At 70.0% G+C, this 22,336-nt stretch carries 19 protein-coding genes; 3 read left to right on the top strand and 16 right to left on the bottom strand.

Annotated elements, in window-relative coordinates; all coding sequences use genetic code 11:
• Positions 1-3 precede the first annotated feature (3 nt).
• The 12 genes from EL493_RS22300 to hutC form a co-directional block, all read right to left on the bottom strand.
• Positions 4-1,179 carry a hydroxymethylglutaryl-CoA synthase gene (locus EL493_RS22300; RefSeq protein ID WP_019047556.1) on the bottom strand — a complete coding sequence of 392 codons (1,176 nt, stop codon included), beginning with the start codon at positions 1,177-1,179 and terminating at the stop codon, positions 4-6.
• Entirely contained in the window at positions 1,176-2,225 is a 1,050-nt protein-coding gene (locus EL493_RS22305) for a hydroxymethylglutaryl-CoA reductase (RefSeq protein WP_019047557.1), read from the bottom strand. The genes EL493_RS22300 and EL493_RS22305 overlap by 4 nt, the downstream gene beginning before the upstream one ends.
• A 1-nt stretch (position 2,226) precedes the next feature.
• Positions 2,227-3,324 carry a type 2 isopentenyl-diphosphate Delta-isomerase gene (fni, locus tag EL493_RS22310; protein ID WP_019047558.1) on the bottom strand — a complete coding sequence of 366 codons (1,098 nt, stop codon included), beginning with the start codon at positions 3,322-3,324 and terminating at the stop codon, positions 2,227-2,229.
• A complete protein-coding gene (locus tag EL493_RS22315; RefSeq protein WP_019047559.1) occupies positions 3,321-4,478 on the bottom strand; it encodes a phosphomevalonate kinase in 1,158 nt (385 codons plus the stop codon). The genes fni and EL493_RS22315 overlap by 4 nt, the downstream gene beginning before the upstream one ends.
• Entirely contained in the window at positions 4,475-5,515 is a 1,041-nt protein-coding gene (gene mvaD, locus EL493_RS22320; protein ID WP_030203734.1) for a diphosphomevalonate decarboxylase, read from the bottom strand. Before mvaD ends, EL493_RS22315 begins: the two co-directional genes overlap by 4 nt.
• Positions 5,512-6,561, bottom strand: a complete 1,050-nt coding sequence (gene mvk, locus EL493_RS22325; protein WP_019047561.1) for a mevalonate kinase — start codon at positions 6,559-6,561, stop codon at positions 5,512-5,514. Before mvk ends, mvaD begins: the two co-directional genes overlap by 4 nt.
• 77 nt (positions 6,562-6,638) lie before the next feature.
• Positions 6,639-7,448 carry a methyltransferase family protein gene (locus EL493_RS22330; protein WP_019047562.1) on the bottom strand — a complete coding sequence of 270 codons (810 nt, stop codon included), beginning with the start codon at positions 7,446-7,448 and terminating at the stop codon, positions 6,639-6,641.
• Entirely contained in the window at positions 7,439-8,431 is a 993-nt protein-coding gene (locus EL493_RS22335; protein WP_019047563.1) for a fatty acid desaturase, read from the bottom strand. The genes EL493_RS22330 and EL493_RS22335 overlap by 10 nt, the downstream gene beginning before the upstream one ends.
• A gap of 58 nt (positions 8,432-8,489) precedes the next feature.
• A complete protein-coding gene (locus EL493_RS22340) occupies positions 8,490-9,761 on the bottom strand; it encodes a hypothetical protein (RefSeq protein WP_019047564.1) in 1,272 nt (423 codons plus the stop codon).
• Positions 9,758-10,867 carry a polyprenyl synthetase family protein gene (locus tag EL493_RS22345; protein ID WP_198041137.1) on the bottom strand — a complete coding sequence of 370 codons (1,110 nt, stop codon included), beginning with the start codon at positions 10,865-10,867 and terminating at the stop codon, positions 9,758-9,760. The genes EL493_RS22340 and EL493_RS22345 overlap by 4 nt, the downstream gene beginning before the upstream one ends.
• A gap of 1,044 nt (positions 10,868-11,911) precedes the next feature.
• Positions 11,912-12,517 carry a hypothetical protein gene (locus EL493_RS22355; RefSeq protein ID WP_019047566.1) on the bottom strand — a complete coding sequence of 202 codons (606 nt, stop codon included), beginning with the start codon at positions 12,515-12,517 and terminating at the stop codon, positions 11,912-11,914.
• Between the two features lie 493 nt (positions 12,518-13,010).
• Positions 13,011-13,784, bottom strand: coding sequence for a histidine utilization repressor (gene hutC / locus EL493_RS22360; protein ID WP_081723185.1), 774 nt, complete (start codon positions 13,782-13,784; stop codon positions 13,011-13,013).
• 141 nt (positions 13,785-13,925) lie between these two features.
• Here hutC and hutU point away from each other — a divergent pair, with 141 nt between their 5' ends.
• Entirely contained in the window at positions 13,926-15,605 is a 1,680-nt protein-coding gene (gene hutU, locus EL493_RS22365) for a urocanate hydratase (protein WP_019047568.1), read from the top strand.
• Between the two features lie 76 nt (positions 15,606-15,681).
• Here the strand turns inward: hutU and acpM are convergent, their stop codons facing one another.
• Entirely contained in the window at positions 15,682-15,990 is a 309-nt protein-coding gene (gene acpM, locus EL493_RS22370; RefSeq protein ID WP_019047569.1) for a meromycolate extension acyl carrier protein AcpM, read from the bottom strand.
• Positions 15,991-16,107: 117 nt separating this feature from the next.
• Between acpM and EL493_RS22375 the strand changes: the two genes are divergently transcribed.
• Complete coding sequence (locus EL493_RS22375; RefSeq protein WP_022566758.1) at positions 16,108-17,049, top strand: MerR family transcriptional regulator; 942 nt, start codon at positions 16,108-16,110, stop codon at positions 17,047-17,049.
• On the opposite strand, the gene EL493_RS22380 is transcribed toward EL493_RS22375, so the two are convergent.
• The 3 genes from EL493_RS22380 to EL493_RS22390 are packed head-to-tail and all read right to left on the bottom strand — an operon-like array spanning position 17,033 to position 20,647.
• Positions 17,033-17,566, bottom strand: a complete 534-nt coding sequence (locus EL493_RS22380; RefSeq protein WP_081723184.1) for an NUDIX hydrolase — start codon at positions 17,564-17,566, stop codon at positions 17,033-17,035. The two genes, EL493_RS22375 and EL493_RS22380, sit on opposite strands and share 17 nt — an antisense overlap.
• A 55-nt stretch (positions 17,567-17,621) precedes the next feature.
• Positions 17,622-19,196, bottom strand: a complete 1,575-nt coding sequence (gene hutH / locus EL493_RS22385; RefSeq protein WP_019047572.1) for a histidine ammonia-lyase — start codon at positions 19,194-19,196, stop codon at positions 17,622-17,624.
• A 41-nt stretch (positions 19,197-19,237) separates the two neighbouring features.
• Positions 19,238-20,647, bottom strand: a complete 1,410-nt coding sequence (locus tag EL493_RS22390; protein WP_030203724.1) for an amino acid permease — start codon at positions 20,645-20,647, stop codon at positions 19,238-19,240.
• A gap of 247 nt (positions 20,648-20,894) precedes the next feature.
• Between EL493_RS22390 and EL493_RS22395 the strand changes: the two genes are divergently transcribed.
• Positions 20,895-22,331 carry a purine-cytosine permease family protein gene (locus EL493_RS22395; protein ID WP_019047574.1) on the top strand — a complete coding sequence of 479 codons (1,437 nt, stop codon included), beginning with the start codon at positions 20,895-20,897 and terminating at the stop codon, positions 22,329-22,331.
• The last annotated feature ends 5 nt before the right edge of the window (positions 22,332-22,336 follow it).

Genomic DNA, 22,336 nt, shown 5'->3' on the forward strand with positions numbered 1-22,336 from the left:
ACCTCAGCGGGCTTCGTAGATGCGTTTGTGGCCGGATACGGCGGCGAGCCGGTACGGGCGCCGGGTCTCCTCCGCCATGGCGTGGTAGGCGCCGTCGCTGGGCGAACCGGCCTCGTGCAGCTGCCGGTAGTGCTCGTAGCCGATCAGTTCGCGCGAGTCGATGGCGGCCCGGTTGGCCGCGGTGCGCAGGTGCTCGCGGTAGCCGGGCTGCACGGTGCCGCTGAAGAATTCGGCGACGCTGCCGGAGCCGTAGCTGATCATCGCCAGTGCCCGGTCGGTGAGGTCGCCCGCGTGGTCGAGCAGCGCGGCCAGGCCCAGGTACAGCGACGCGGTGTAGCTGTTGCCGACCGTGCGGTTGTAGCGGGTGGTGTCGCCGATGGCGGCCTCGATCGCGGCGGCGTCGGCGGTGTGGCCCTGGCTCTCCAGCAGGTGGCGGTGCGCCTTGTAGGCCATCTTGGTGAAGGGCTGGTGGTAGCAGAACGCGGCGAACTCGCCGAGGTCGCGCCCGCCCTGGCGGCGGTAGTCGGTCCAGGCCTCCTGGGCCGCCTTCTGGTAGGCGTTGACCGAGGTCTTGCCGTCGACGATGGCGGCGCTACGGTAGTTGGGCCGCCAGAAGTCCATGATGTCGGCGCTGTAGAGCCCGGACTGCGGATCCAGTTGCAGGATGGCCGGATTCGCGGTGACCAGCATCGCGACGGCCGCGGCGCCCTGGGTGGGCTCACCCGGGGAGTCGAGGTCGTACTTGGCGATGTCGGCCGCGATCACCAGCACCCGCTGGGCGGGGTCACGGGCGATCAGGCCCGCCGCGAACTGCAGGCCCGCGGTACCGCCGTAGCAGGCCTGCTTGAGCTCGACCACCCGCGCGGCGTTGGGCAGCCCGATCAGCGAATGCAGGTACAGCGCGGCGGCTTTGGACTGGTCCACACCGGTCTCGGTGGCCAGCAGCACGGTGCGGATGTTGTCGGTGCCGTGCCGCTCCAGGATGGGCGCCGCGGCCGCGGCGGCGATGGTGACGATGTCCTCGTCGGCCGCGGCGACGCTCATCTTCTCCTGGCCGATGCCCAGGTAGAACTTGTCGCGATCCACGCCGAGGCGTTCGGCGAGGACGGCGTGGTCGAGGGCGTAGTGGGTGGTGGCGAACGAAAGGTCGTGGATACCGACCGGCAGTGTGTGCGTCATCGTTGGGTTCCGTTGCTCGTGGTTGACCGCTCGAATTGGGTGTGGGCGCGCATCAGCTCGCCGCGATTGGTCTGTGCCGCCATCAGCGACAGTTCGCCGCACAGGACCGAAGCCGCGCCGATGACGGCGAGGCGGCGGGCGTTCTCGCCCGGCTCGCGGTCGGCGCGGCAACCGAGGCGCTCGAGGTTCTCGTCGACGAAGCTGGCGTGCTTGCCGTTACCCACGGTGCCCACGATGAGGTTGGGCAGGGTGCACGAGAAGTACAGGTCGCCGTCGCGGTCCTCGGCGTGGGTGACGCCCTGGGAACCCTCGACGATGTTGGCCGCGTCCTGGCCGGTGGCCAGGTAGAACGCCAGCAGCATGTTGGCGTAATGCGCGTTGGCGGAACGGATTCCGCCCGCGAGCAGGGTGCCGATCAGGTTCTTGCGGATGTTCAGCTCCACCACCTGGCGGGCGGTGGTGTGCAGCCGCGCTTCGACCACCGCGCGCGGGATCAGCAGCTCGGTGACGACGTTCTTGCCGCGCCCGAGGATGCCGTTGACCGCGGTGGCCTTCTTGTCGGTACAGAAGTTGCCCGAGATGGAGCCGTATCGCACGCCCGGCAGGGTCGCCAGGATGTGGTCCATCAGGTGATCGCTGGCCAGGGTGGCCATGTTGTGGCCCGAGGCGTCGCCGGTGCTGAACTCGAACCGCAGGAACAGCAGGTTGCCGTTGATCTGGTGGTGCAGATCGATCAGCCGGGCGAAGCGGCTGGTGCCGGCGACCACGTCCTGCAGTTCGGCGAAACGGTCCTTCAGCGTGTTCACGGTGGTGAGCGCGGTGTAGGCGTCGTCGGCCTCGAGCAGGATCGAACGGGTCATCCGCTCGTCGATCAGGGTCGCGACGATCCCCTTCTCGGTGAGCGTGGAGATGCGGGCGCCGCGACCGACCGAGGGCCACAGCGGGGTCTCGTAGGTGGCCAGGGGAATGTCGACGGCGTCGTCGACGACGTTCCCCGTGATGCGCACCGGCCCCACCCACTGCAGCGGGACCGCTGCGTACGACATGTCATTCACCGATGACTCCTCCTCGGTCTTTCGATTCGCGCCACCAGGGACTCCGGTGGGCAAGGGACGCCGCGTCGATGCCGCGCAGTGCGCAGAAGGTCGCCACGTCCCCGGTGATCAGCAGGTCGCAGCCGGCCAGGTCGGCCGGGGTGCGGGCGCCGAGCACGGTCAGGATCTGGCGCAGCTGGTCGAGCCAGGTGCGGATCTGGGCGATCAGCGTGTCGGTGTCGGCGCGCACGACGGTGTCGAGGAACGCGCCGGCCACGCCGGTCGCGGTCGCGCCCAGGGCCAGCGCCCTGGCGATGTCGAGCGGCGAGCGGATGCCGCCGGAGGCCGCGATGTCGATCCCGTCGATGCCCGCGCAGTCGAGCAGGCAGTTCGGGGTGGACTGGCCCCAGCTCTCGATGAAGGCGAAGTCGGCGGCCGGGCGCCGCTCGTTCTCGATGCGCGCGAAGTTGGTGCCGCCGCGTCCGCCGACATCGGCGACCGCGACCCCGGCGTCGCGCAGCCAGGTGACGGTCTGCCTGCTCAGCCCGAAGCCGACTTCCTTCACGACCACCGGCACCGGCACGTGGGCGGTGAGGTGCTCGATCTGGCGCGGCCACGAGGCGAAGGACCGGTCGCCCTCGGGCATCACGGCTTCCTGCACCGCGTTGAGGTGGATCTGCAGCGCGTCGGCCTCGAGCAGGTCGATCGCGCGGCGCGCCTGGTCCAGCGTGGCGGTGGCGTTGACGTTGGCCATCACGAAACCGTGCGGATTCTCCTCGCGCAGCACCCGATAGGTGCCGGCCACCGCGGGATCGCGGAAGTAGGCGCTCATCGAGCCGGTGGCGATGGGGATGCCGGTCTCGCGGGCCGCGACAGCCAGCTTGCGGTTGATCTCGCCGGTGGCGGCGCTGCCGCCGGTCATGGCGTTGACGTAGAGCGGTGTGTCCCAGGGCTTTCCGGCGAATTCGGTGGTCAGCGCGACATCGGCGCTGTCGATACCGGCCAGGGCGTGATGGACGAAGGTGACCGCGTCGAAGTCGTTGCCGCCGGAGTCGGCGCGACGCTGGTTCACCGCGTGCCGGACGTGGTCGTCCTTGCGATCGGCGATCATGCGATCTCCCCTTCGGTCGGGTGGATACGGAGCGGCAGCGGCCGGATACCCGCGGCGACCCAGCGGCCGGTGAGTTCGGCGATCGCGGCCGGGCGGTCCCGCTCGATCAGGGCGATCCCGCAGTCGCCGCCGCCCGCGCCCGAGGGTTTGGTGGCCGCGCCGACGGCGGCGCCCGCCGCGCACAGTTCCCGCAGCCGCGGTGTCATGATGCCGAGGCCGGTGCTGTCGTCGAGGTCGACCAGAAGGTCACGGGCGCGGTCGATCTCGGCGCGGACCGCGACGGGATCGTCGGCATCGAGCGCGAGCAGCAGGCGGCCGACACAGTCGTTGCTGCGGGCATTGAACGCCGCGCGGCGATCGCGGGCCGTGCCGGCGGCAGGGACGGCCTCGGCGACCGCTACTCGGCGAGTAGGGACGGCGGCAGGGTCGGCCGTGGCAGCGGCGACCAGATCCGGGGTGGACGCGGGGTTTCCGGTCCAGCCGATATGCAGGGCGAGCCGGGTCGGGGTTCGGAGTGGGCGCACCGAGAGGCCGGGCCAAGGGGCGTGCAGTGCGGCGTCGATGCCGTCGTTCGCGGCGAGGGCGGCGGCGAACGTGCGGTCCGGGGACGTGTAGGCCAGCCACCCGCCCCAGGTGGCCGCCGCCACGTCGCCCCCGGAGGCGCGCGGATTCACCGCGATCGTGGCGAGCATGGCCAGCCGGTACCGGTCCATCGGGGAAAGATCGAGGTCGTGGAACCGGCCGAGCGCGGCGACGGCCGCGACGGTGACGGCCGCGCTGGAACCGAGACCGTACTTGCGGCCGTCGGGGTCGCCGAGGTCGGTGGAGACCGCGAGATCATAAGGGCGGGAGACGATCCCGCGCTCGGCACGCAGCCGGTCCAGCGTCGACGCGGCGGCGAAGACGTAGGCGAACGCGGCCGGGACGGCGGCATCGGGGGTGGCCGGGACCAGCCGGTCACCGTCACGGTGACAGGTCAGCGAGGTCCCGCCGTCCAGATCCGACCGCAGGGTCGTGGCCGCGTCGGCGGGCACCTCGGTGATCGTCGCGGTCGCGTAGCGGTCCACCGCGGTGAGCACCGCACGATGGCCCGGCTCGACGACGGCGTACTCCCCCGCGATGAACAGCTTTCCCGGTGCGCGACAACTGATCACGGGTGTTCGCCCCCGATCAGCCGCGCGCCGGGACCGATGTGCGCGGTGGTGGTGGCGACGAAGCCACCGAGCGCCTCGATGGTGGCGGCGACGGTGGGCGCGTCGGCCCGCGCGCACAACACCTTCACATTGGGGCCCGCGTCGATGGTGGCGTAGGCGACGATGCCGTCGGCGCGCAGCGCCTGCACCGCGTCCAGCACCGCGAGCGAGTGCGGGGACAGATAGCGGATGCCGGGCCGCGCGGTGAGCATGGTGGCATGCATTCCGAGCGCGTTGCGTTCGGCGATCTCGCCGATGGCGGCCAGATCCCCGTTCGCGACGGCGGTCCGCATCTCGGCCAGATCGAGCACCGAGGACTCGGCCCACGGCCGGTAGAACGGGGAGGTCTCGGTGGTCCGGCGCATGGCGACCCGGCTCGACACCGACTTGGCGCCCGCCGCGACGACCGCGACGACCAGGGCCGGATCCAGCTCGTCCCCACCGATCGGCTCGGCGTAGGAGCTCAGGTCGCCGGCTTCGCCGTCGCCCTCGCCCGCGTGCCAGACGGCGAACCCGCCGAAGATCGAGCGCGAGGCCGAGCCGGAGCCCCGCCGGGCCAGCCGCGAGAGGGCGCGCCCGTCCAGGTCGAGCCCGTAGGCGGCGGCGGCCGCGGTGGCGAGGGCGGCGAATCCACTGGCCGAGGAGGCCAGACCGGCCCCGGTCGGGCCCGCGTTGCGGGTGACGACGGCGGCGCGCTCGGATCGGCCCGCCAGCGCGCGGACCAGGTCGAGGAAGTTCTCGACCCGGCTCAGCGCAGTACCGGTCGCGGCGGTGTCGTTGAGTTCGACGGTGTCGGCGGGACCGTCGACGAGCCGCACGGCGGTGGTCGTCGGGAAGATGTCCAGCGTCATCGACAGGCTGCCCGTGACGGGCAGGAACAGGGTCTCATCGCGCTTGCCCCAGTACTTGACCAGGGCGATGTTCGGGTAGGCGACGGCCACGGCCGTGCCGTCGGACTGCGGCGCGGCCGCCACGGGTGCTGCGGAAGGGGAAGTCATCGGCTGGTTTCGCGTTCCGGTCTCGAGGCGGAGGGGGACAGAGGGCCGGGGCGCAGGCTCGCGGTGGTGACCGTCCAGGTCTGCGCGGCGCCGGCCCGGCGCAGGGCGGCGCTCACCGCGGCCACCGATCCGGTGGGCGTGAGGGCGAGCACGCAGCCACCGAGGCCGGCCCCGGTGAGCTTGGCGCCGAACGCGCCCGCGGCGCAGGCGGCCTCGACCAGGGCATCGATCTGCGGGGTGCTGACCCCGAGGTCGGCGAGCAGGCGCTGGAACGACAGCATCGCATCGCCCAGGGCCGCCGCATGTCCGGCGGTGAGATCGGCGGCGGCGGCCTCGATCAGCCCGGCGGCCGTGGCCAGCTGCGCCCGCGCGGCGGCCGGGTCGCGCTCCAAGGTGCGGCGGACGCCCGCCACCGCGTGCTGGGTGGAACCGGGAACGCCGGTGTCGGCGATCACCAGCGCGGCGTCCACGCCGACGGACAAGGGCCGGGCCGCGCCCTGATGGAACCAGATCGGCCCGCTCGCCAGCACGGCGCTGGCGTCGATGCCGCTGGCCCGGCCGTGCGCGACCTGTTCGCCGCACTGCACCAGCTCGTAGAGCGTGGCCGGGTCGACGGCGCGGCCGTACAGGTCGGCGACCGCGCGGACCGCCGCGCCCGCGCACGCGGCGCTGGAGCCCAGGCCACGCGCCAGCGGGATGTCGCATTCGACGAGGACGTCGACGAGATCGCCGGCACATCCCCAGCGCCGCAACGCTTCCTCGACCGCGACCCGCGGCCCCGAGGCGGTGCTCGCGGTGTGCGGATCACCGGCGAGGAACCGGAAGTGTCCCGCGGCCAGGACGGAGGATTCGGTGTCGGGGGCGCCGCGCCGGGCAATGGCGCGCACCGGCAACGCGGGCAGGGGAAACGCGATCGCGGGGGTGCCGTGGACGACGGTGTGCTCACCGAGCAGGATCGCCTTGGCGTACGAGCGGCCGATGCCGGCCGCCGGGCCCGGGTCTGTGGAGTTGTGTCTGATGCGCTCTCGAACAGGATGCGCGTTCACATCGATTCCTCTCCCGCACTCGGGCGGTGCCCGCCCCGCGTGTCACCCGAAGGGGAAACACGCGGGGCGGGAACGCTTCACGGCTGTCGGGTCGATCGGCCGAAGATGCGGAGCACGGACGGGAAGAAGGCGGGAACCTGAGCCGCGTAGGCGCGGTAGGACGCACCGAAGCGCGCGATCAGGTCCCGTTCCTCCAGGTAGGTGCCCAGCAGGATGTAGCCGGTCAGCCCCAGTGCCCACACCAGATGCCCGACGGTGAACGTGCTGGCGAACCAGAACGAAACCAGCAGGCCGGTCATCAGCGGATGCCGGACCAGTCGGTACACCCCGTTCACCTGCAACCGGTCCACCGTCGCGTCGGGTACCTGGATGACGTACTCGCGGTAGGCCTGGCTGATGCCGAGCAGGTGGAAGTGGTTCAGCAGCAACGTCGCCGCGTAGACCAGCACGAAACCGAGCCAGAACCCGGCGTCGAGCACCAGTCCCACGGTGCCCTCGGCCGACCACAGCTGCGCCGGAATCGGCTGCCACGCCAGCATGATCACCCACATCACCAGGCACACGGCCACGATGTAGACGGTCCGCTCCAGCGCCTCCGGCACCCAGCGGGTGACGAAGGCCTTGAACGCGGGCCGGGCCATGCCCGAGTGCTGCAGGCCGAACAGGCCCAGCAGCAGCACGTCGATGATCAGTGCCGGGACGGTCGACAGGTGCGGGCCCTTGTCGATCGTCTTCGGCAGGAACCAGCCGCCGGCGAACAGCAGCATCAGCGGCACGGTGATGCCGGCGACGCCGTAGACGGCGAAGGCGAACAGGAACGGCACGAGGCGCGAGCGGCTCGTCAGGACGTCCCTGGCCTGCGACGACGTGGGGGTGATCAGATCCATGCGAACCACGGCAGGTACCGGTTGCGCACGGTCCCCTCTTCGATGCGCTTCTCCAGCTTGGCCTTCCACTTGTTGCCGTAGCCCTCGTTGAGGAAGCCGCCGGGCCAGAACAGGCGCCAGCCCGACTGCGCGACCATCCAGTAGGGGACGATGACGCCGGGGTTCACGTCACGCATGTAGTCGAGCTTGTCCGGGATCTGGCTCCAGTGGATACCCGGGTAGCGGTGGTGCACGCTGTGGTAGCCCTGGTTGAAGATCAGGAAGTTGAGGATGTTGCCCGCGTTGTTCAGCGAGGTGCTCGGCTCGTCGTCGAAGCCGCGGGCCGGCGCGTGGCTCAGCCAGGCGAAGTAGCCCGCGTTGACCTGCGTGATGAGGAACGGCACCCAGTAGAACAGGACGAACTTCTCCATGCCTGCGGCGTACCAGACACCGCCGATCACGACCGCGTACACCGCCAGGTCGAACAGGAACTGGTGGCGGGTGCGCAGGCGCCGCGGCGCCGGGTTCGCGGCGAAGACCATCCGCATGGTGTGGACCTTGACGATCACGCCGTAGCGGACCCAGTACCAGATGGCGCCGAGGCCCTTCTCCATACCGGTGGTCGCGGTGACGTCGCCGGGCCCGTCGTTGAACCGGTGATGGTTGAGGACGTGCACCTCACGCATCTCGGCGGCGGTCAGGTTGCCCGGCAGACAGCACAGGATGTCGACGACCCGGTTCGGGAACTTCGACACGAACAGCGGCCGGTGGGTGTGCATGTGCATGACGCCGATGGTCAGCGACAGGTTCAGCAGCGACAGCACGATGATCAGCGGCACCGCCACGTACCAGTTCGAGGCGAACGGCACGAACAGCCCGAAGGCCGTCATGCCCATCCACAGCGCGATGTGCACGAGCGGGCCGACATTGGAGGCGTGCTCGAGCTTGAGCACGCGTTTGCTGAACGGCGTCTGTTCGGGGGCGACGGGCGTTGGGGTGCTCATAGTCGAGCTCCTTCGCTAGTGATGTCCAGGACGGTGAGCGCGGGTCGGATCAGGTTGCTCATGGGCGGCTCCCTTGGGTGCTGGTGTCGAGGGCAGCGAGTTGGAGTCTCGTGGCGAGGGCCTGCAGCGCTTCGGGTTCGTGCGGTGCCACCCGTTCCATCGCGCCGAAGGCGAGGTGGTCGGCGATCATCATGGTGCGGATCTCGGCGTCGGGGAGTTCGCCGGTGAGCGGCTCCTCGGGCAGCGTCTCCACGAGCGCGAAGGTGGTGTCGACGATCAGCGGGACCAGCGAGGTCGGCATCGACAGCGGGTCGCCCGCGCCGAGGACCCGCGTGGCTCCGCTCGCGCCGTCGGCGAAATCCGGTGAGGCGTCGAGCATCCGGTGGATCGCCAGGTCGGCGGTACCGCGCACGCGCTCCAGCATCCGGTTCCAGTAGCGGTTCGAGGACGCCGCCAGCAGCGCGGCGCCGACCTTGCGCCGGTAGGGCGCGGGCGTGTCGACCACCGAGCACAGGAACGCGGAGGTGGTGATGGTCATGTACGCCATCGCCGCGCGCGCACCCCGGCTCGGGGTGCCGGGGCCCAGCCGGGCCAGCAGGGCGAACCCGCCGAGCGCGGGGGCGAGCAACTGCAGCATGACGATCCGCTTCAGTTCCTCGCGGTCGGCGACGCCGTAGATCTCGAACTCGTTGTCGCGCAGGTCGTTCGCCGACTGGGCGATGACCGCGACACAGCCGGTGAGCTCACGCAGGTCGGCTTCGGAGAGCACATTGTCGGCGACCAGGGCGCACGCGTAGTGGGTGACCCGGCCGAGCACGCCCTCGCTGTAGGCGACCCGCGACAGCGGGGTGTCGATGTTGCGGGCCATCACGCCGGCCACGTCGGTGACGACCTCGCCGACCCGCTTGCGCCCGTCCGCCGACAGCACCGAGACCAGTGCCCTGATGTCGGTGATGCGGTCGGCGAGCAGCCGGTCGACGGCCTCGCTGTCGCGGGCCGCCACGGCGACCGCGGGCAGCGCGGGCGGCGGGGTGTCGGTGGCGCCGGTGAGGTAGTCCGCCGCCGCGAGCACGGCGCCGCTCGCGATCGCGCGCTCGCTCAGGTCCTCGAAGGCGTCGAGGACCCGGCAGGCCAGCAGGGCCGCGGTGGCCTCGTCGCGCAGGTGCGCGGGCAGGAAGCTCACCGAGATGCCGAGGTTGCGGCCCGCCGGGATCAGGGCCAGCGCGGCCAGCTCGGCGGGGGTCGTCGCGGCGCGCAGCGCGGCCAGGTCGGGCGCGCGCCGCAGGTGGCGCAGCCCGTAGGCGAGCGAGCCGATCCGGGTCTTTCTCATCGGTTGATCACCTGCTGCAGGAGTTCGCGGAGATCGTCGCGGGCCGGCGACGGCGGGAAGATGTCGAGCGCGGCGCTCGCGGTCTCGGTGGCGCGCACCGCGACCACCCGGGCGGCCTTGGTCGCGCCGCTGTCGACGAGGTCGGCCTGCAGGACCGCGCTGGAGGTGGTCTCGTCCAGCCACATCTCGCGGGCGCCGGGGCGCAGGGCCAGCCATTCGATGACCGGCCAGGTCGGCACCCGCCGGTCCAGGTCGCCGCAGGCGTCCTTGCCCAGTTCGGGTCCGCCCTCGATGTCGCGGACGTCGTCCATGATCTGGAAGGCGAGCGCGAGCTGGTCGGCGTACTCCATCAGCGCCTGCAGCCGGTCGTTGTCGGCGCCGCCCGCGGTGCCGCCGTAGGAACACGAGAGCCGGAACAGCGTGCCCGTCTTGGCGCCCGCCACCAGCTCGTAGTGGCGGCGCAGCGCGGTGGCGTCGACGGCGGGCGGCAGGGTTTCGATGAGCTGGCCGAACGACAGGTCCGACAGCCGGTCGGCGTAGGTCACGCCGGGGGCGTCGCCGATGCCGGCGAACACCCCGGCGTTGTCGGCCAGCACCTGGGCGACGACCTGCATGGCGGTGCCGGCCAGGTGGAATCCGGCCCTGGCCGCGATGCGCACGCCGAAGGCGGCGGGGACCGACGGCGCGCCGCGGCGCAACAGGGAACCGTCACAGATGTCGTCGTGCAGCAGCGAGGATTCGTGCAGCATCTCCATCGCGCAGGCCAGATCGATGGCGGCGTGACGCGGTGCCGCCTCCACGTCGGGGAGCAGACCCGCGCACGCGAGCACGAGGCGGGCCCGGACCCGTTTCCCGGGAGCGGCCAGGACGTGCCGGTAGATGTCGTCGAATTCACCACCGGTGCCGAGGATTTCATGCAATCGCTCGGTGACCAGCGGGAGCAGCTCGACCGGGCCGACAGCCGCGTCGCCGACGCCGGACGGTCGCGACAGGACCGCCACCTGGTCACCCGAGTGCTCCGGGTGCACGGCCGGGTGCCCATCCTGACGGGGTGCTGAGGGTAGCGCGGGATTGTCCATGGCGCTGAACTCCTTTGGTGTGGTCACGATGGCGGTGAGGTTCACCCCGACTGGCGCACAGGGTTCGGCGGGTGCTCGAGCGCGGGCCGTCGACGCTGGTGACCTGTCACAAACGACCGGGCCCGAGAGCTTCCCGACCGCTTACCTACCGACGGGTAGTTTTGTAGAACGTTCCCCGACTTGTCAAGCGCTACAACAGGTTTCACTTTTCACCCGTGGTATTCGACAGTGCCGCAAGGTAACTCGAGCACGCGAGTCACACAAGACCGAATCTTCACCATGGGCGAACCCCGTAACCCAGTGGAAGCTGCAGTGCTCCAAGGGATTCGGAGACCCTAGCCCAGCGAGGCGGGGAACTTGTTGCGCCGAGGTAAGGACTGAAGAGCTGTCGCGACACTGCGACAGCGCGATGCGGGCACGACGTCCCCGCCACTGGGGATCGCACCGACCACGAGCCGATTCTTCCGAGGAAACCCGGAAAACACCTGATCAGAGGGGCTGCCGTGGACGTCGTCGTCCGGCGGGTGGAGCGCGGAATCGCCGCTCGAACCCACTCTACGACCGCGCGCGCGTTGCCGCGAATCGGCTTGTCCGCATAGTGAGATCTCCACAGGTCCCCCGCCGAAGTTTGGCGTCTTTCCCAATACTCCCGATCGTTAGCTCGAGATACTAACGCTCCCTTGCCATTTCGACACTCAACGTCACACCGTCAGGGCATTCGTTTCGAATTGGAAGCGTTTCGGCCGACCCTTCCCCCACGTCCCCGGTGCGTGTCACCGCCCGCCGGTAGCATCGAAATCCCTCTCGCACAGCCGCCGTCGAGGCATCCTGCTCACCGAGCTGCCGCGGCCGCGGATCAACTACGAGGTGCTCGGCAATACCCGGGCGCATCTGCACGGGCATGTGCACGCTCGGTACGACTGGGAGCCGGCGGCGCTGCGGGTCGGGCCGGTGCATCTGTACGGTGCCGAGCGGTCGGCGCCCGAACACGCGCTCGGGCCACGGCACGACCGCTTGCGGGCGGCGATCACCGAGGCACTGTCCGCGATGCTCGGCGACGGGCGGGGTGAGTCAGCGGGCGGCGGTGCTGCCGAGGACGAGGAGGTCCGGGAGGGGGTGGTCGACGATCGGGACCGTGGGACGGACGGTGGGGCCCTCGCGCAGGACCGTGCAGCGGCGGGCCAGCAGCGCGCCGCAGGCCTCGACCGTCGTGGTGATCAGCGCCTCGGCCAAGGGGAGGTCGTCGTCGCGGTAGGCGTACACGGAGAACCGCACCGCGCGTGGGTCGTTCATCGGGTCGGCCTGCAGGACCACCTCGGTGGGGCAGCTCGACAGCAGCATGATCGCGGTGGCGAGGTCGGCGCAGGGGTCGCCGGTGGCGAGCTCGGCACCGGCGGCGACCGCCTCGAACACCGCCCGCAGGCTCGGCCGTTCGGGCACCGGCCGGTCGTCCTGAAGGCGGGACCAGCGGCGCAGCGCCGGATGGTCGGCGATGTCGGCTCTGGCGTGCCAGCGGCGCAGGCCGCCGGCGAGCAGTCGGCCGACCGCCGTGTGCCAGACGGCCGGGTCGTCGATGCGGGCGACGACGCGCAGGCGTCGGCAGTCGTCACCGTGGGGGGTCAGGATCGGCTCGATGGCCGGGATCGTCGCGCCCGCGACGGGTCGGTGGGTCTGCATGGTGAGCTCCTAGCGGGCGAGGGAACCGAACGACTGCTGTCCCGTGGCGGCACCACGCCACCACGCCGGCCGCAATGCCATGGCCGCGACCACCGGCACCGACTGCGCCGTGGTCGATTTCAGTACGGAAAAGCCCTGTCGGGAGGTCGTCCGGAGCGGCCCCGACTGCCGCGCCACTATAGCCATTTCCGCCCTCTCCGTTACCTGAATGGAACCCAGCGAACCATGGGCCACCAAACGTACAGCCCGAACAGGTCAGGGCGGGTGTTTCGTCACGAAACAGTGATAACCCGAAACGTAACGAAAATTGCCCTCCGCGCAACATGCCAGGTCAAGGACATTTTTTCGATTAGCCAGCAATTTGCTGTACGCGGCCGGCATTCAGATCGGATAACAATTTCCGAGGCGGTATCGGCCACGAATTCGAGGTATCACCGGCCAGTGTTCACACCGGCCGGAACAGCGTGGCGGACGGCAGTGAAATCGAGCGGCTTCATTCGTCGCGATTGGGCCCGAAGCTACCTTCCAGCCGATTACGCGAACCGGGATGGATCAACCGCGCGGCACTCACCAGCCCGCCCGAGGACCACGTCTTGCGCCGGATGAGCAGACACGGTTCGTCGGCGTCGATGTCGAGCAGCGCGCACTCCTCGCGGCTGGCCCGCACCGCCTCCACGACGTGCTCACCGCGGATCAGCGGAGCCACCTCGCTCAGGTAGGTGTTCGGGGTGACGGTGGTGAAGTCCTGGGTCAGGTAGTCGGGCGCCTGTGCCGGATCGACATAGCGGTCCTCCACCTGGATGGGCACATCGTCCTCGATGTGCACCAGCAGCGAGTGGAACACCCTGCCGCTCATGGCGTTTCCCAGCACCGGATGCCGGTCGCCCGCCTCCTCGGCGCGCACGAACACCACCTCGGTCCGGTGCCGGTGCCCGCGCCGGGAGATCTCGTCGGCGATGTTCCTGACCTCGAACAGCGGTGAGGCCGCCTTGGCGGGCGCGACGAAGGTACCGACCCCCATCACCCGGGTGAGCGCGCCGTCGGCGGTGAGATCACGCAGGGCCCGGTTGATCGTCATGCGGGAGAGCCCGAGCGCGGTGACCAGCTGGTTCTCCGAGGGGATCTGCGCGCCCTCGGTCCACCGGCCGCCCTTGATCTGAGCCATGATCAGCTGCTTCACGCGTTCGTACGCCGCGAACTCGGTCCCCAGCTCGCCGTACAGTGCGGCCAGGTCCGCATCGACCACTTCGATCGCCACCACCGGTATCCGTTCCCTCGGTTTGCTCAGAGAATACGTTGCGCCCGAACGCCACAGCGAGCTTGACAGGTACTTGTATATACAGGACTATACCACTAACCTGGATTTCAGTGACCCAGGACACAGCCGTCATTTCGAGGAGTGAAACCGATGACCGACGCCGCCCACCGGCCCGAACCCGGCCCCCGGCCCGTCTCCGCGCCGCGCGGCTCGCAGCTGCGCACGCGCGGCTGGCAGCAGGAGGGCGCCCTCCGGATGCTGATGAACAACCTCGATCCCGAGGTCGCCGAGCGCCCCGACGATCTCGTCGTCTACGGCGGTACCGGTCGTGCGGTGCGCAGCTGGGCCGCGTTCGACGCGATCGTGCGCACGCTGGAGACCCTCGCCGACGACGAGACGCTGCTGGTGCAGTCCGGCAAGCCGGTGGGGGTGTTCCGCACCAGCGAGTGGGCGCCGCGGGTGCTGCTGGCCAACTCCAATCTGGTCGGTGACTGGGCCAACTGGGAGGAGTTCCGCAAGCTCGAGCAGCTCGGGCTGATGATGTACGGGCAGATGACCGCCGGTTCGTGGATCTACATCGGCAGCCAGGGCATCCTGCAAGGCACCTACGAGACCTTCGGCGCGGTGGCGCGCAAGCGGTTCGGCGGCACCCTGGCAGGCACCATCACCCTGACCGCGGGCATGGGCGGCATGGGTGGTGCGCAGCCGCTGGCGGTGACGATGAACTCCGGCGTCGCGCTGTGCGTGGACTGCGATCCGGCGCGCATCGACCGGCGCATCGCGCACGGCTACCTCGACACGAAGGCCGACACCCTTACCGAGGCACTCGAACTCGCGATCGCGGCACGCGACGAACGCAGGCCGCTGTCGGTCGGGCTGGTCGGCAACGCCGCCGAGGTGTTCCCGCAGCTGCTGGCGATGGACGCGCCGATCGACATCGTCACCGACCAGACCTCCGCCCACGATCCGCTGTCCTACCTGCCGATCGGGGTCGCGCTCGCGGACTGGCACACCCTGGCCGAGAAGGACCCGGCCTGGTTCACCACCGAGGCGCAGGCCTCGATGGCCAAGCATGTCGAGGCGATGGTCGGGTTCCTCGACAAGGGCGCCGAGGTGTTCGACTACGGCAACTCGATCCGCGACGAGGCCCGCAAGGGCGGCTACGACCGCGCGTTCGCGTTCCCCGGTTTCGTGCCCGCCTACATCCGGCCGCTGTTCGAGGAGGGGCTCGGCCCGTTCCGCTGGGCCGCGCTCTCGGGCGATCCGCGCGACATCGCCGCCACCGACCGCGCCATCATGGAACTGTTCCCCGAGAACGAACACCTGAAGCGCTGGATCACCATGGCGGGCGAGAAGGTGAAGTTCGAGGGCCTGCCCGCGCGGATCTGCTGGCTCGGCTACGGCGAACGGCACCGCGCCGGCCTGAAGTTCAACGAGATGGTCGCCTCCGGTGAACTGTCCGCCCCGGTCGCCATCGGCCGCGACCACCTCGACTCCGGCTCGGTGGCCTCCCCCTACCGCGAGACCGAGGCCATGGCCGACGGTTCCGACGCGATCGCCGACTGGCCGCTGCTCAACGCCCTGCTCAACACCGCCTCCGGCGCGTCCTGGGTGTCGATCCACCACGGCGGCGGCGTCGGCATGGGCCGCTCCATCCACGCCGGCCAGGTCTGCATCGCCGACGGCACGCCCCTGGCGGCCCAGAAACTCGAGCGCGTCCTCACCAACGACCCCGGCATGGGCGTCATCCGCCACGTCGACGCCGGCTACGACCACGCCGCCGACGTCGCCCGCGAGCGCGGGGTCCGCATTCCCATGCAGGAGAACTGATCCCCACCCCGCCCGCGCCCCCTACCGGCGCGGGCGGGCGACGCTGAGATCCGGCCGCTCCCCCGGCGGCCGAACCTCAGCTGTCCTGGGCCTCGGTGAACTTCGCCACCATCTCCGCGGCCAACCGAGGTTGCTCGGCCTCCATGCGCTGTACGTAGGCCACCGCGTCACCGACGGTCCGCAGACTCGCCAGGTCCTCGTCGGGAATCTTGACGCCGTACTTGTCCTCGAGCTGGACGGCGATCTCCACCAGCGACAGCGAGTCGATCTCCAGGTCCTCGACGAAGGATTTCTCGATCGTCACGTCGGCGACGTCGATGCCGGTCACCTCCTCGACGATCTCCGCGATGCCTGCGACGATGTTGTCTTCCCGCGTGGTAGCCACGAATCACCCTTTCCTGTCTGCATTCTCTGTACGCTGCGCCGCCCGCCGAGCCCATCCGGGACCGAGCGGCGGTACCGGTACGCTAAAAGCTCCACCGGGGTGGAGGTGCAAGAGATTGTGACGGGTGACACACCCGCGGTGACACTGGTGAGCATCGGGGAATTGGCGCGGCGCACCGGGCTCGCCGTGCGCACGATCCGGTTCTATTGCGACGAGGGCATACTCGAGTCCCAGCGCAGCGCCGGCGGCCACCGGATGTTCGACGGCACAGCCGCCACCGAACGGCTACTGCTGGTCCGGCGTCTGCGCGCGCTCGGACTCGGGCTGGAAGCGATCTCCGCGGTGCTGCGAGGCGAACGATCGATCGACGAGGTGGTCGCGGCCGAAAGTGCCCGGGTCGACGCCGAATTCCGCTCGCTGGCCTGGCGACGTGCGGCGCTGCGGGCCATCGGCACGGCCGCTCCGGCCGGCCGCGCGCAGCGCCTCGCCGTGCTGGCCGCCGCTCAGGACGGCGACGCGGCACACGTGGAACTGCTGCGATTCTGGCAGCGCGTGCTCGCCCCGATTCCGGGCCGCGAAATCGACGTCTTCGTCGGGTGGAACGTGCCCGAACCGCCTCCGGATCCGACGGTCGACCAGATCGTCGCCTACGCGGAACTGGTCGCGCTCACCACCACTGCCGACCTGCACACCGCTGTGCGACACCAACTCTGGCGCGACCGCCCGCACCTGGTCCGCGACGGCCACCGCCTGTACGTCGAAGTCGGCGACATCATGACCGATGTCGTCCCCCGCGTCCTGCGAGACGAACACCCGCACAGCACAGACGAAGTCGACCGCTACGTCCGAGCCCACGCCCGCGCCCGCGGCGAACGCGATTCGCCGCGGTTCCGCCGAGACATGCTCACCGGTGCCACCGATACCGACCCCCGCATCCACCGCTACTGGACCCTGACCGACACCCTCCTGACCCCGCGCGTCACTGTGGGGCGAGCCCACCAGTGGGTCTACGAAGCACTGGCCCGTCCCGCGACCGAGAACCTCAGTGCGCGAGCGTGATCGGGGTGGGGGGTGGGCCGTCGCGGAGGAGGTCTGTCAGGCGGGTGACGAGTTCGCCCGGTGCGATGCGGGCGGGGGTGGTGGTGAGTTCGGGGAGGGTCCACCAGTGGTGGCCGGTGACGGTGGCGCGTTCGAGGGCGGTGAAGCCGGTGGTGTCGATGTCGAAACAGGGGACGCGGGCGAGGAAGTAGCGTTCGTGGCAGTCGTAGGTGGTGCCGTCCCAGGTGACGAGGGCGCGGCGGCGCCAGAGTTCCGGGCCGACCACGAGATCGGTGCGGCCGGTTTCCTCCTCGGCTTCACGGGCCGCTGTCTGCTGAGGCGTCTCGCCTGGTTCGCGGCCGCCGCCGATCGGGTACCAGAAGGTGTCCCCGTCGGTGGAGTCTATTCCCGAGAACAGCAGCAGGCGGTCGAGATCGTCCAGCATGATCAGGCGAACCGCGTGTCGCACAGTCGGTTCACGGTGCTCGGGCAGCATTCCGGCTCCTGTTCCGTCGACGCGTCCGCCGACTTCCAGCATGCCTCATCACCCGGAAGAGCCCGGTGCCCCCGCCGTTTCCGGCGGGGGCGGCTGGTCAGCCGAGGGGGCCGGTGACGGATTCGGCGGCGGTGAGGAGGGCGCCGGTGGCGGCGAGGTGGACGGCGGCCTCGATTTCGGGTGCCAGGTGGCGGTCGGGGCCGGGGCCGGGGACCCGGGTGCGCAGGACGTCGCGGACGGCGGCGGTGGCCGGGGACGGGGTGAGCGGGGCGCGCAGGTCGAGGGCGCGGGCGGCGGTGAGCGCCTCGATCGCCAGGACGCGGGTGAGTCCGTCGATGGCGCGGCGCAGTTTGCGGGCGGCCGACCAGCCCATGGAGACGTGGTCCTCCTGCATGGCCGAGGACGGGATGGAATCCACCGACGCGGGCGCGGCCAGGCGCTTGAGTTCGGAGACGATGGCGGCCTGGGTGTACTGGGCGATCATGTGGCCGCTGTCGACGCCGGGGTCGTCGGCCAGGAACGGCGGCAGGCCGTGGTTGCGGGCCTTGTCCAGGAAGCGGTCGGTGCGCCGCTCGCTGATACTGGCCACGTCGGCCACGACGATCGCCAGGAAGTCGAGCACATAGGCGACGGGGGCACCGTGGAAGTTGCCGTTGGATTCGACCCGGCCGTCCAGGGTGACGACCGGATTGTCCACCGCGGATGCCAGTTCGTACCCGGCGACGCGTTCGGCGTGCGCGAGGGTGTCGCGGGCGCCGCCGGCCACCTGCGGGGCGCAGCGCAGCGAGTAGGCGTCCTGGACGACGGTGCAGTCGGGAGTGGCGTGACTGGCGACGATCGCCGAATCCGCCAGCAGACGGGTCATGTTCGCGGCCGCGACGGCCTGGCCGGGCTGCGGGCGCAGCGCCTGCAGATCGGCGGCGAAGACCTTGTCGGTGCCGAGCAGGCCCTCCACGCTCATCGCGGCGGTCACGTCGGCCAGGCGCAGCAGTGCCCGCAGATCGTGGCAGGCCAGCACCAGCATGCCGAGCATGCCGTCGGTGCCGTTGATCAGCGCCAGACCCTCTTTTTCCTCCAGCTCCACCGGTTCGATCCCGGCCGCCGCCAGCGCCCGCGCGGCGGGTACGAGCGCGCCGTCGGCGTCGCGCACGGTGCCCTCGCCGAGCACCGCCAGCGCCACGTGCGCCAGCGGTGCGAGATCACCGGAACAGCCGAGGCTGCCGTATTCGTAGACCACCGGAGTGATCCCGGCCGACAGCAGCGCGGCGTAGGTCTGCGCGACCACGGGACGCACACCGGTCCGTCCGGTGGCCAGGGTCGACAGGCGCAGCAGCATCAGCGCGCGCACCACCTCCCGCTCCACCTCGGCACCCGACCCGGCCGCGTGCGAGCGAACCAGGCTGCGCTGCAACTGCTTGCGCAGCTCGAGCGGAATGTGGCGCACGGCCAGCGCACCGAAACCGGTGGACACGCCGTAGACCGGCTTGGGATCGGCCGCGAGCGCCTCGATGCGCCGACGGCTCCGGGCGATCGCGTCCAGCGCCTCGGCCGAGAGCCGCACGGGCGCGCCGTCCCTGGCCACCCGCACCACGTCGCGCGGCGCCACCGCGCCCGTCCCGACGACGACCGGTTCCCGGTCGACCGGCGCCTGCCGGTCCGAGTCGATGCTCACTGTGCTTACTCCATTCCAAACAATTTGCGGGACACGACTTTTCAGGCGATATCGGCGACGGGTTCCGGTGCGGGCACCGGGTCCGGCGCGGCGGCAACGGCCGGGCGCACCCACAGCCGGTAGGCCAGGCACAGCAGCGCCAGCCACACCGCGCCGACGACCAGCGCCACCCGGCTGTCGGCGTCGAAGGCGATCACCGCGACCACGAACACCAGGAACGCCATGGTCAGGATCGGACCGTACGGCCAGAACGGCACCGGGAACTTCAGCGCCGCGACCTGCTCGGCCGACATCCGCCGCCGCGAGCGGTACTGCGAGAGCAGGATCATCAGCCAGACGAAGATGGTGGCGAAGGTGGCGATCGAGGCGATGACCAGGAACACCTTGTCCGGGATGAGGTAGTTGAGCAGCACGCCGACCAGCAGCGTGACGGTCATGATGACCACCGTCATCCACGGCACCCCGTTGCGCGAGACCTGCCGCAGCACCGCGGGCGCCTGGCCGCGCTGGGCCATGCCGAACATCATCCGGCCCGCGCCGAAGATGTCGCTGTTGATGGCCGACAGCGCCGCGGTGATCACGACGACGTTCAGCACGGCCGCCGCGGGACCGAGCCCCAGGCTCTGGAAGATCTGCACGAACGGGCTGCCCTCGTCGCCGATGGTGCGCCACGGGTCGATCGCCATGATCACCGCGAGGGTGAGCACATAGAACAGGATGATGCGCACCGGCACGGTGTTGATCGCGCGCGGGATGGTGCGTTGCGGGTCCTCGGCCTCGCCCGCGGTGATGCCGATGATCTCGGTGCCGCCGAAGGCGAACATCACGATGGCGAAGCAGGCGAGGAAACCGCCGACGCCGGTCGGGAAGAAGCCGCCGTCCGACCACAGGTTCCGCACGCCGTCGCCGGTGTCGTGGATGCCGAAGCCGAAGATCAGCACGGCGATGCCGCCGGCGATCATCGCCACGATGGCCACGATCTTGACCAGGCTGAACCAGAACTCGACCTCGCCGAACACCTTGACGCTGAGCAGGTTGATCGCGCCGATGAAGAAGATGATCGACAGCACCCAGATCCAGCGGGGCACATCGGGGAACCAGAAGCCCATGTACACGCCGAACGCGGTGACGTCGGCGAGGCAGACGATGAGCATCTCGAAGGTGTAGGTCCAGCCGGTGAGGAACCCGGGCAGCGGGCCCAGGTGCTTACTGGCGTATTCGCCGAACGAGCCGGCGACCGGATTGCTCACCGCCATCTCGCCCAGGGCGCGCAGGACGAGGTAGATCGCGGCGCCGCCGATGAGGTAGGCCAGCAGCACCGAGGGTCCGGCCCGGTGGATGGCTTCCGCGGAACCGTAGAACAGGCCGGTGCCGATGGCCGAGCCGAGCGCGATGAAACGGATGTGACGCGCGGTGAGACCCCGCGTCAGCACAGCAACGGGCTTGTTCAAACCATTCTCCCGGGATATCGGAACGGCGCACGGATCGGGTGATACTCGATGGATTCGCCTGTGGGGCCGGTCACAGCGACCGGTACATGTATAAACCTGTATATACAGCCGTGTCAATGTGCGACCGTTCGACGGCAGCCTAGCGCTTGACGAACCTGTCTATACAGGCATATACATATCGAACGTGACCCAGCGCACAGGCCGGGGCCGCACGCTCGACGGCGTCACCGCAGAAAGACAGGCCGCTATGACCAGCACCGGCAGTTCCGAGGACCTGCTCACCCCCGAACGCCGCACCATCGACGTCGTCCCCGACAGCGAACGGCACGGCACCCCGCGCAGCCAGTTCACGCTCTGGTTCGGCGCGAACATGCAGATCACCGCGGTGGTCGACGGGGCGCTGGCGGTGGTCTTCGGCGCCGACGCGCTCTGGGCGATCCTCGGTCTGCTGCTCGGCAACGTCTTCGGCGGCGTGGTGATGGCGCTGCATTCGGCGCAGGGACCGCGCATGGGACTGCCGCAGATGATCTCGAGCCGCGCGCAGTTCGGCGTGCGGGGCGCGGTGGTGCCGCTGGTGCTGGTGATCCTGATGTATCTGGGGTTCGCGGCGACCGGCACGGTGCTGGCCGGGCAGGCGGTGAACAACATGCTGCACGTGGACGATCCGGTGATCGGCATCGTGATCTTCGGTGCGCTCACCGCGTTCGTGGCCGTCACCGGGTACCGGCTCATCCACGTCGTCGGCCGGATCGCGACCGTCGTCGGGATCGTCGGGTTCACCTATCTCACGGTCCGCCTCTTCGCCGAATACCCGGTCGGCGACTTCGTCGGGGTGATCGGGTTCGACGCGGTGACCTTCCTGCTCGCCATCTCCCTCGGTGCCGGCTGGCAGCTGACCTTCGGTCCGTATGTCGCCGACTACTCCCGCTACCTGCCGCGCAGTACCAGCGAACGCACCACCTTCTGGTCGACCTTCCTGGGCAGCGTGCTCGGCTCGCAGTGGGCGATGACGCTGGGCGCGCTGGTGGCCGCGGTCGCGGGCAAGGCGTTCCTGGCCGACCAGGTCGGCTTCCTGGGCGCGCTGGCCGGGCCCGCGGCGCTGGCCTTCGGGGTGTACCTGGTGATCGTGGTGGGCAAGCTGACGGTGAACGTGCTCAACGCCTACGGCGGGTTCATGTCGATCCTGACCACCGTCACCGCTTTCGACGGCCGCACCCAGATCTCCACCCGGGCCCGCACGTTCTACATCGTGGGCTTCGTCGGTGTCTCGATGCTGATCGCGATCGCGGCCAGCGCCGACTTCCTGAACAACTTCAAGAACTTCGTGCTGGTGCTGCTCATGGTGTTCACGCCGTGGAGCGCGATCAATCTGATCGACTACTACCTGATCTCGAAGGAACGGGTGGACCTGCCCGCGCTCTACGATCCGCACGGCCGCTACGGGGCGTGGAACGTGCCCGCGCTGGCCTGTTACGGACTCGGCGTGCTGGCCCAGATCCCGTTCCTCGCGCAGAAGCTCTACACCGGTCCGGTCACGGACCTGCTCGGCGGCGCCGACATCTCCTGGATCGTGGGCATCGTGTTCACCGCGGCGATCTATTACCCGGTCGCGCGCCGCACCGCCCGTCCGCCCGCACGGATGATCTATCCCCCGCACACCGCCATGGTCGACACCCGCGTCTAGGAGGA

The sequence above is a fragment of the Nocardia asteroides genome (genome assembly GCF_900637185.1).
GTDB lineage: Bacteria > Actinomycetota > Actinomycetes > Mycobacteriales > Mycobacteriaceae > Nocardia > Nocardia asteroides.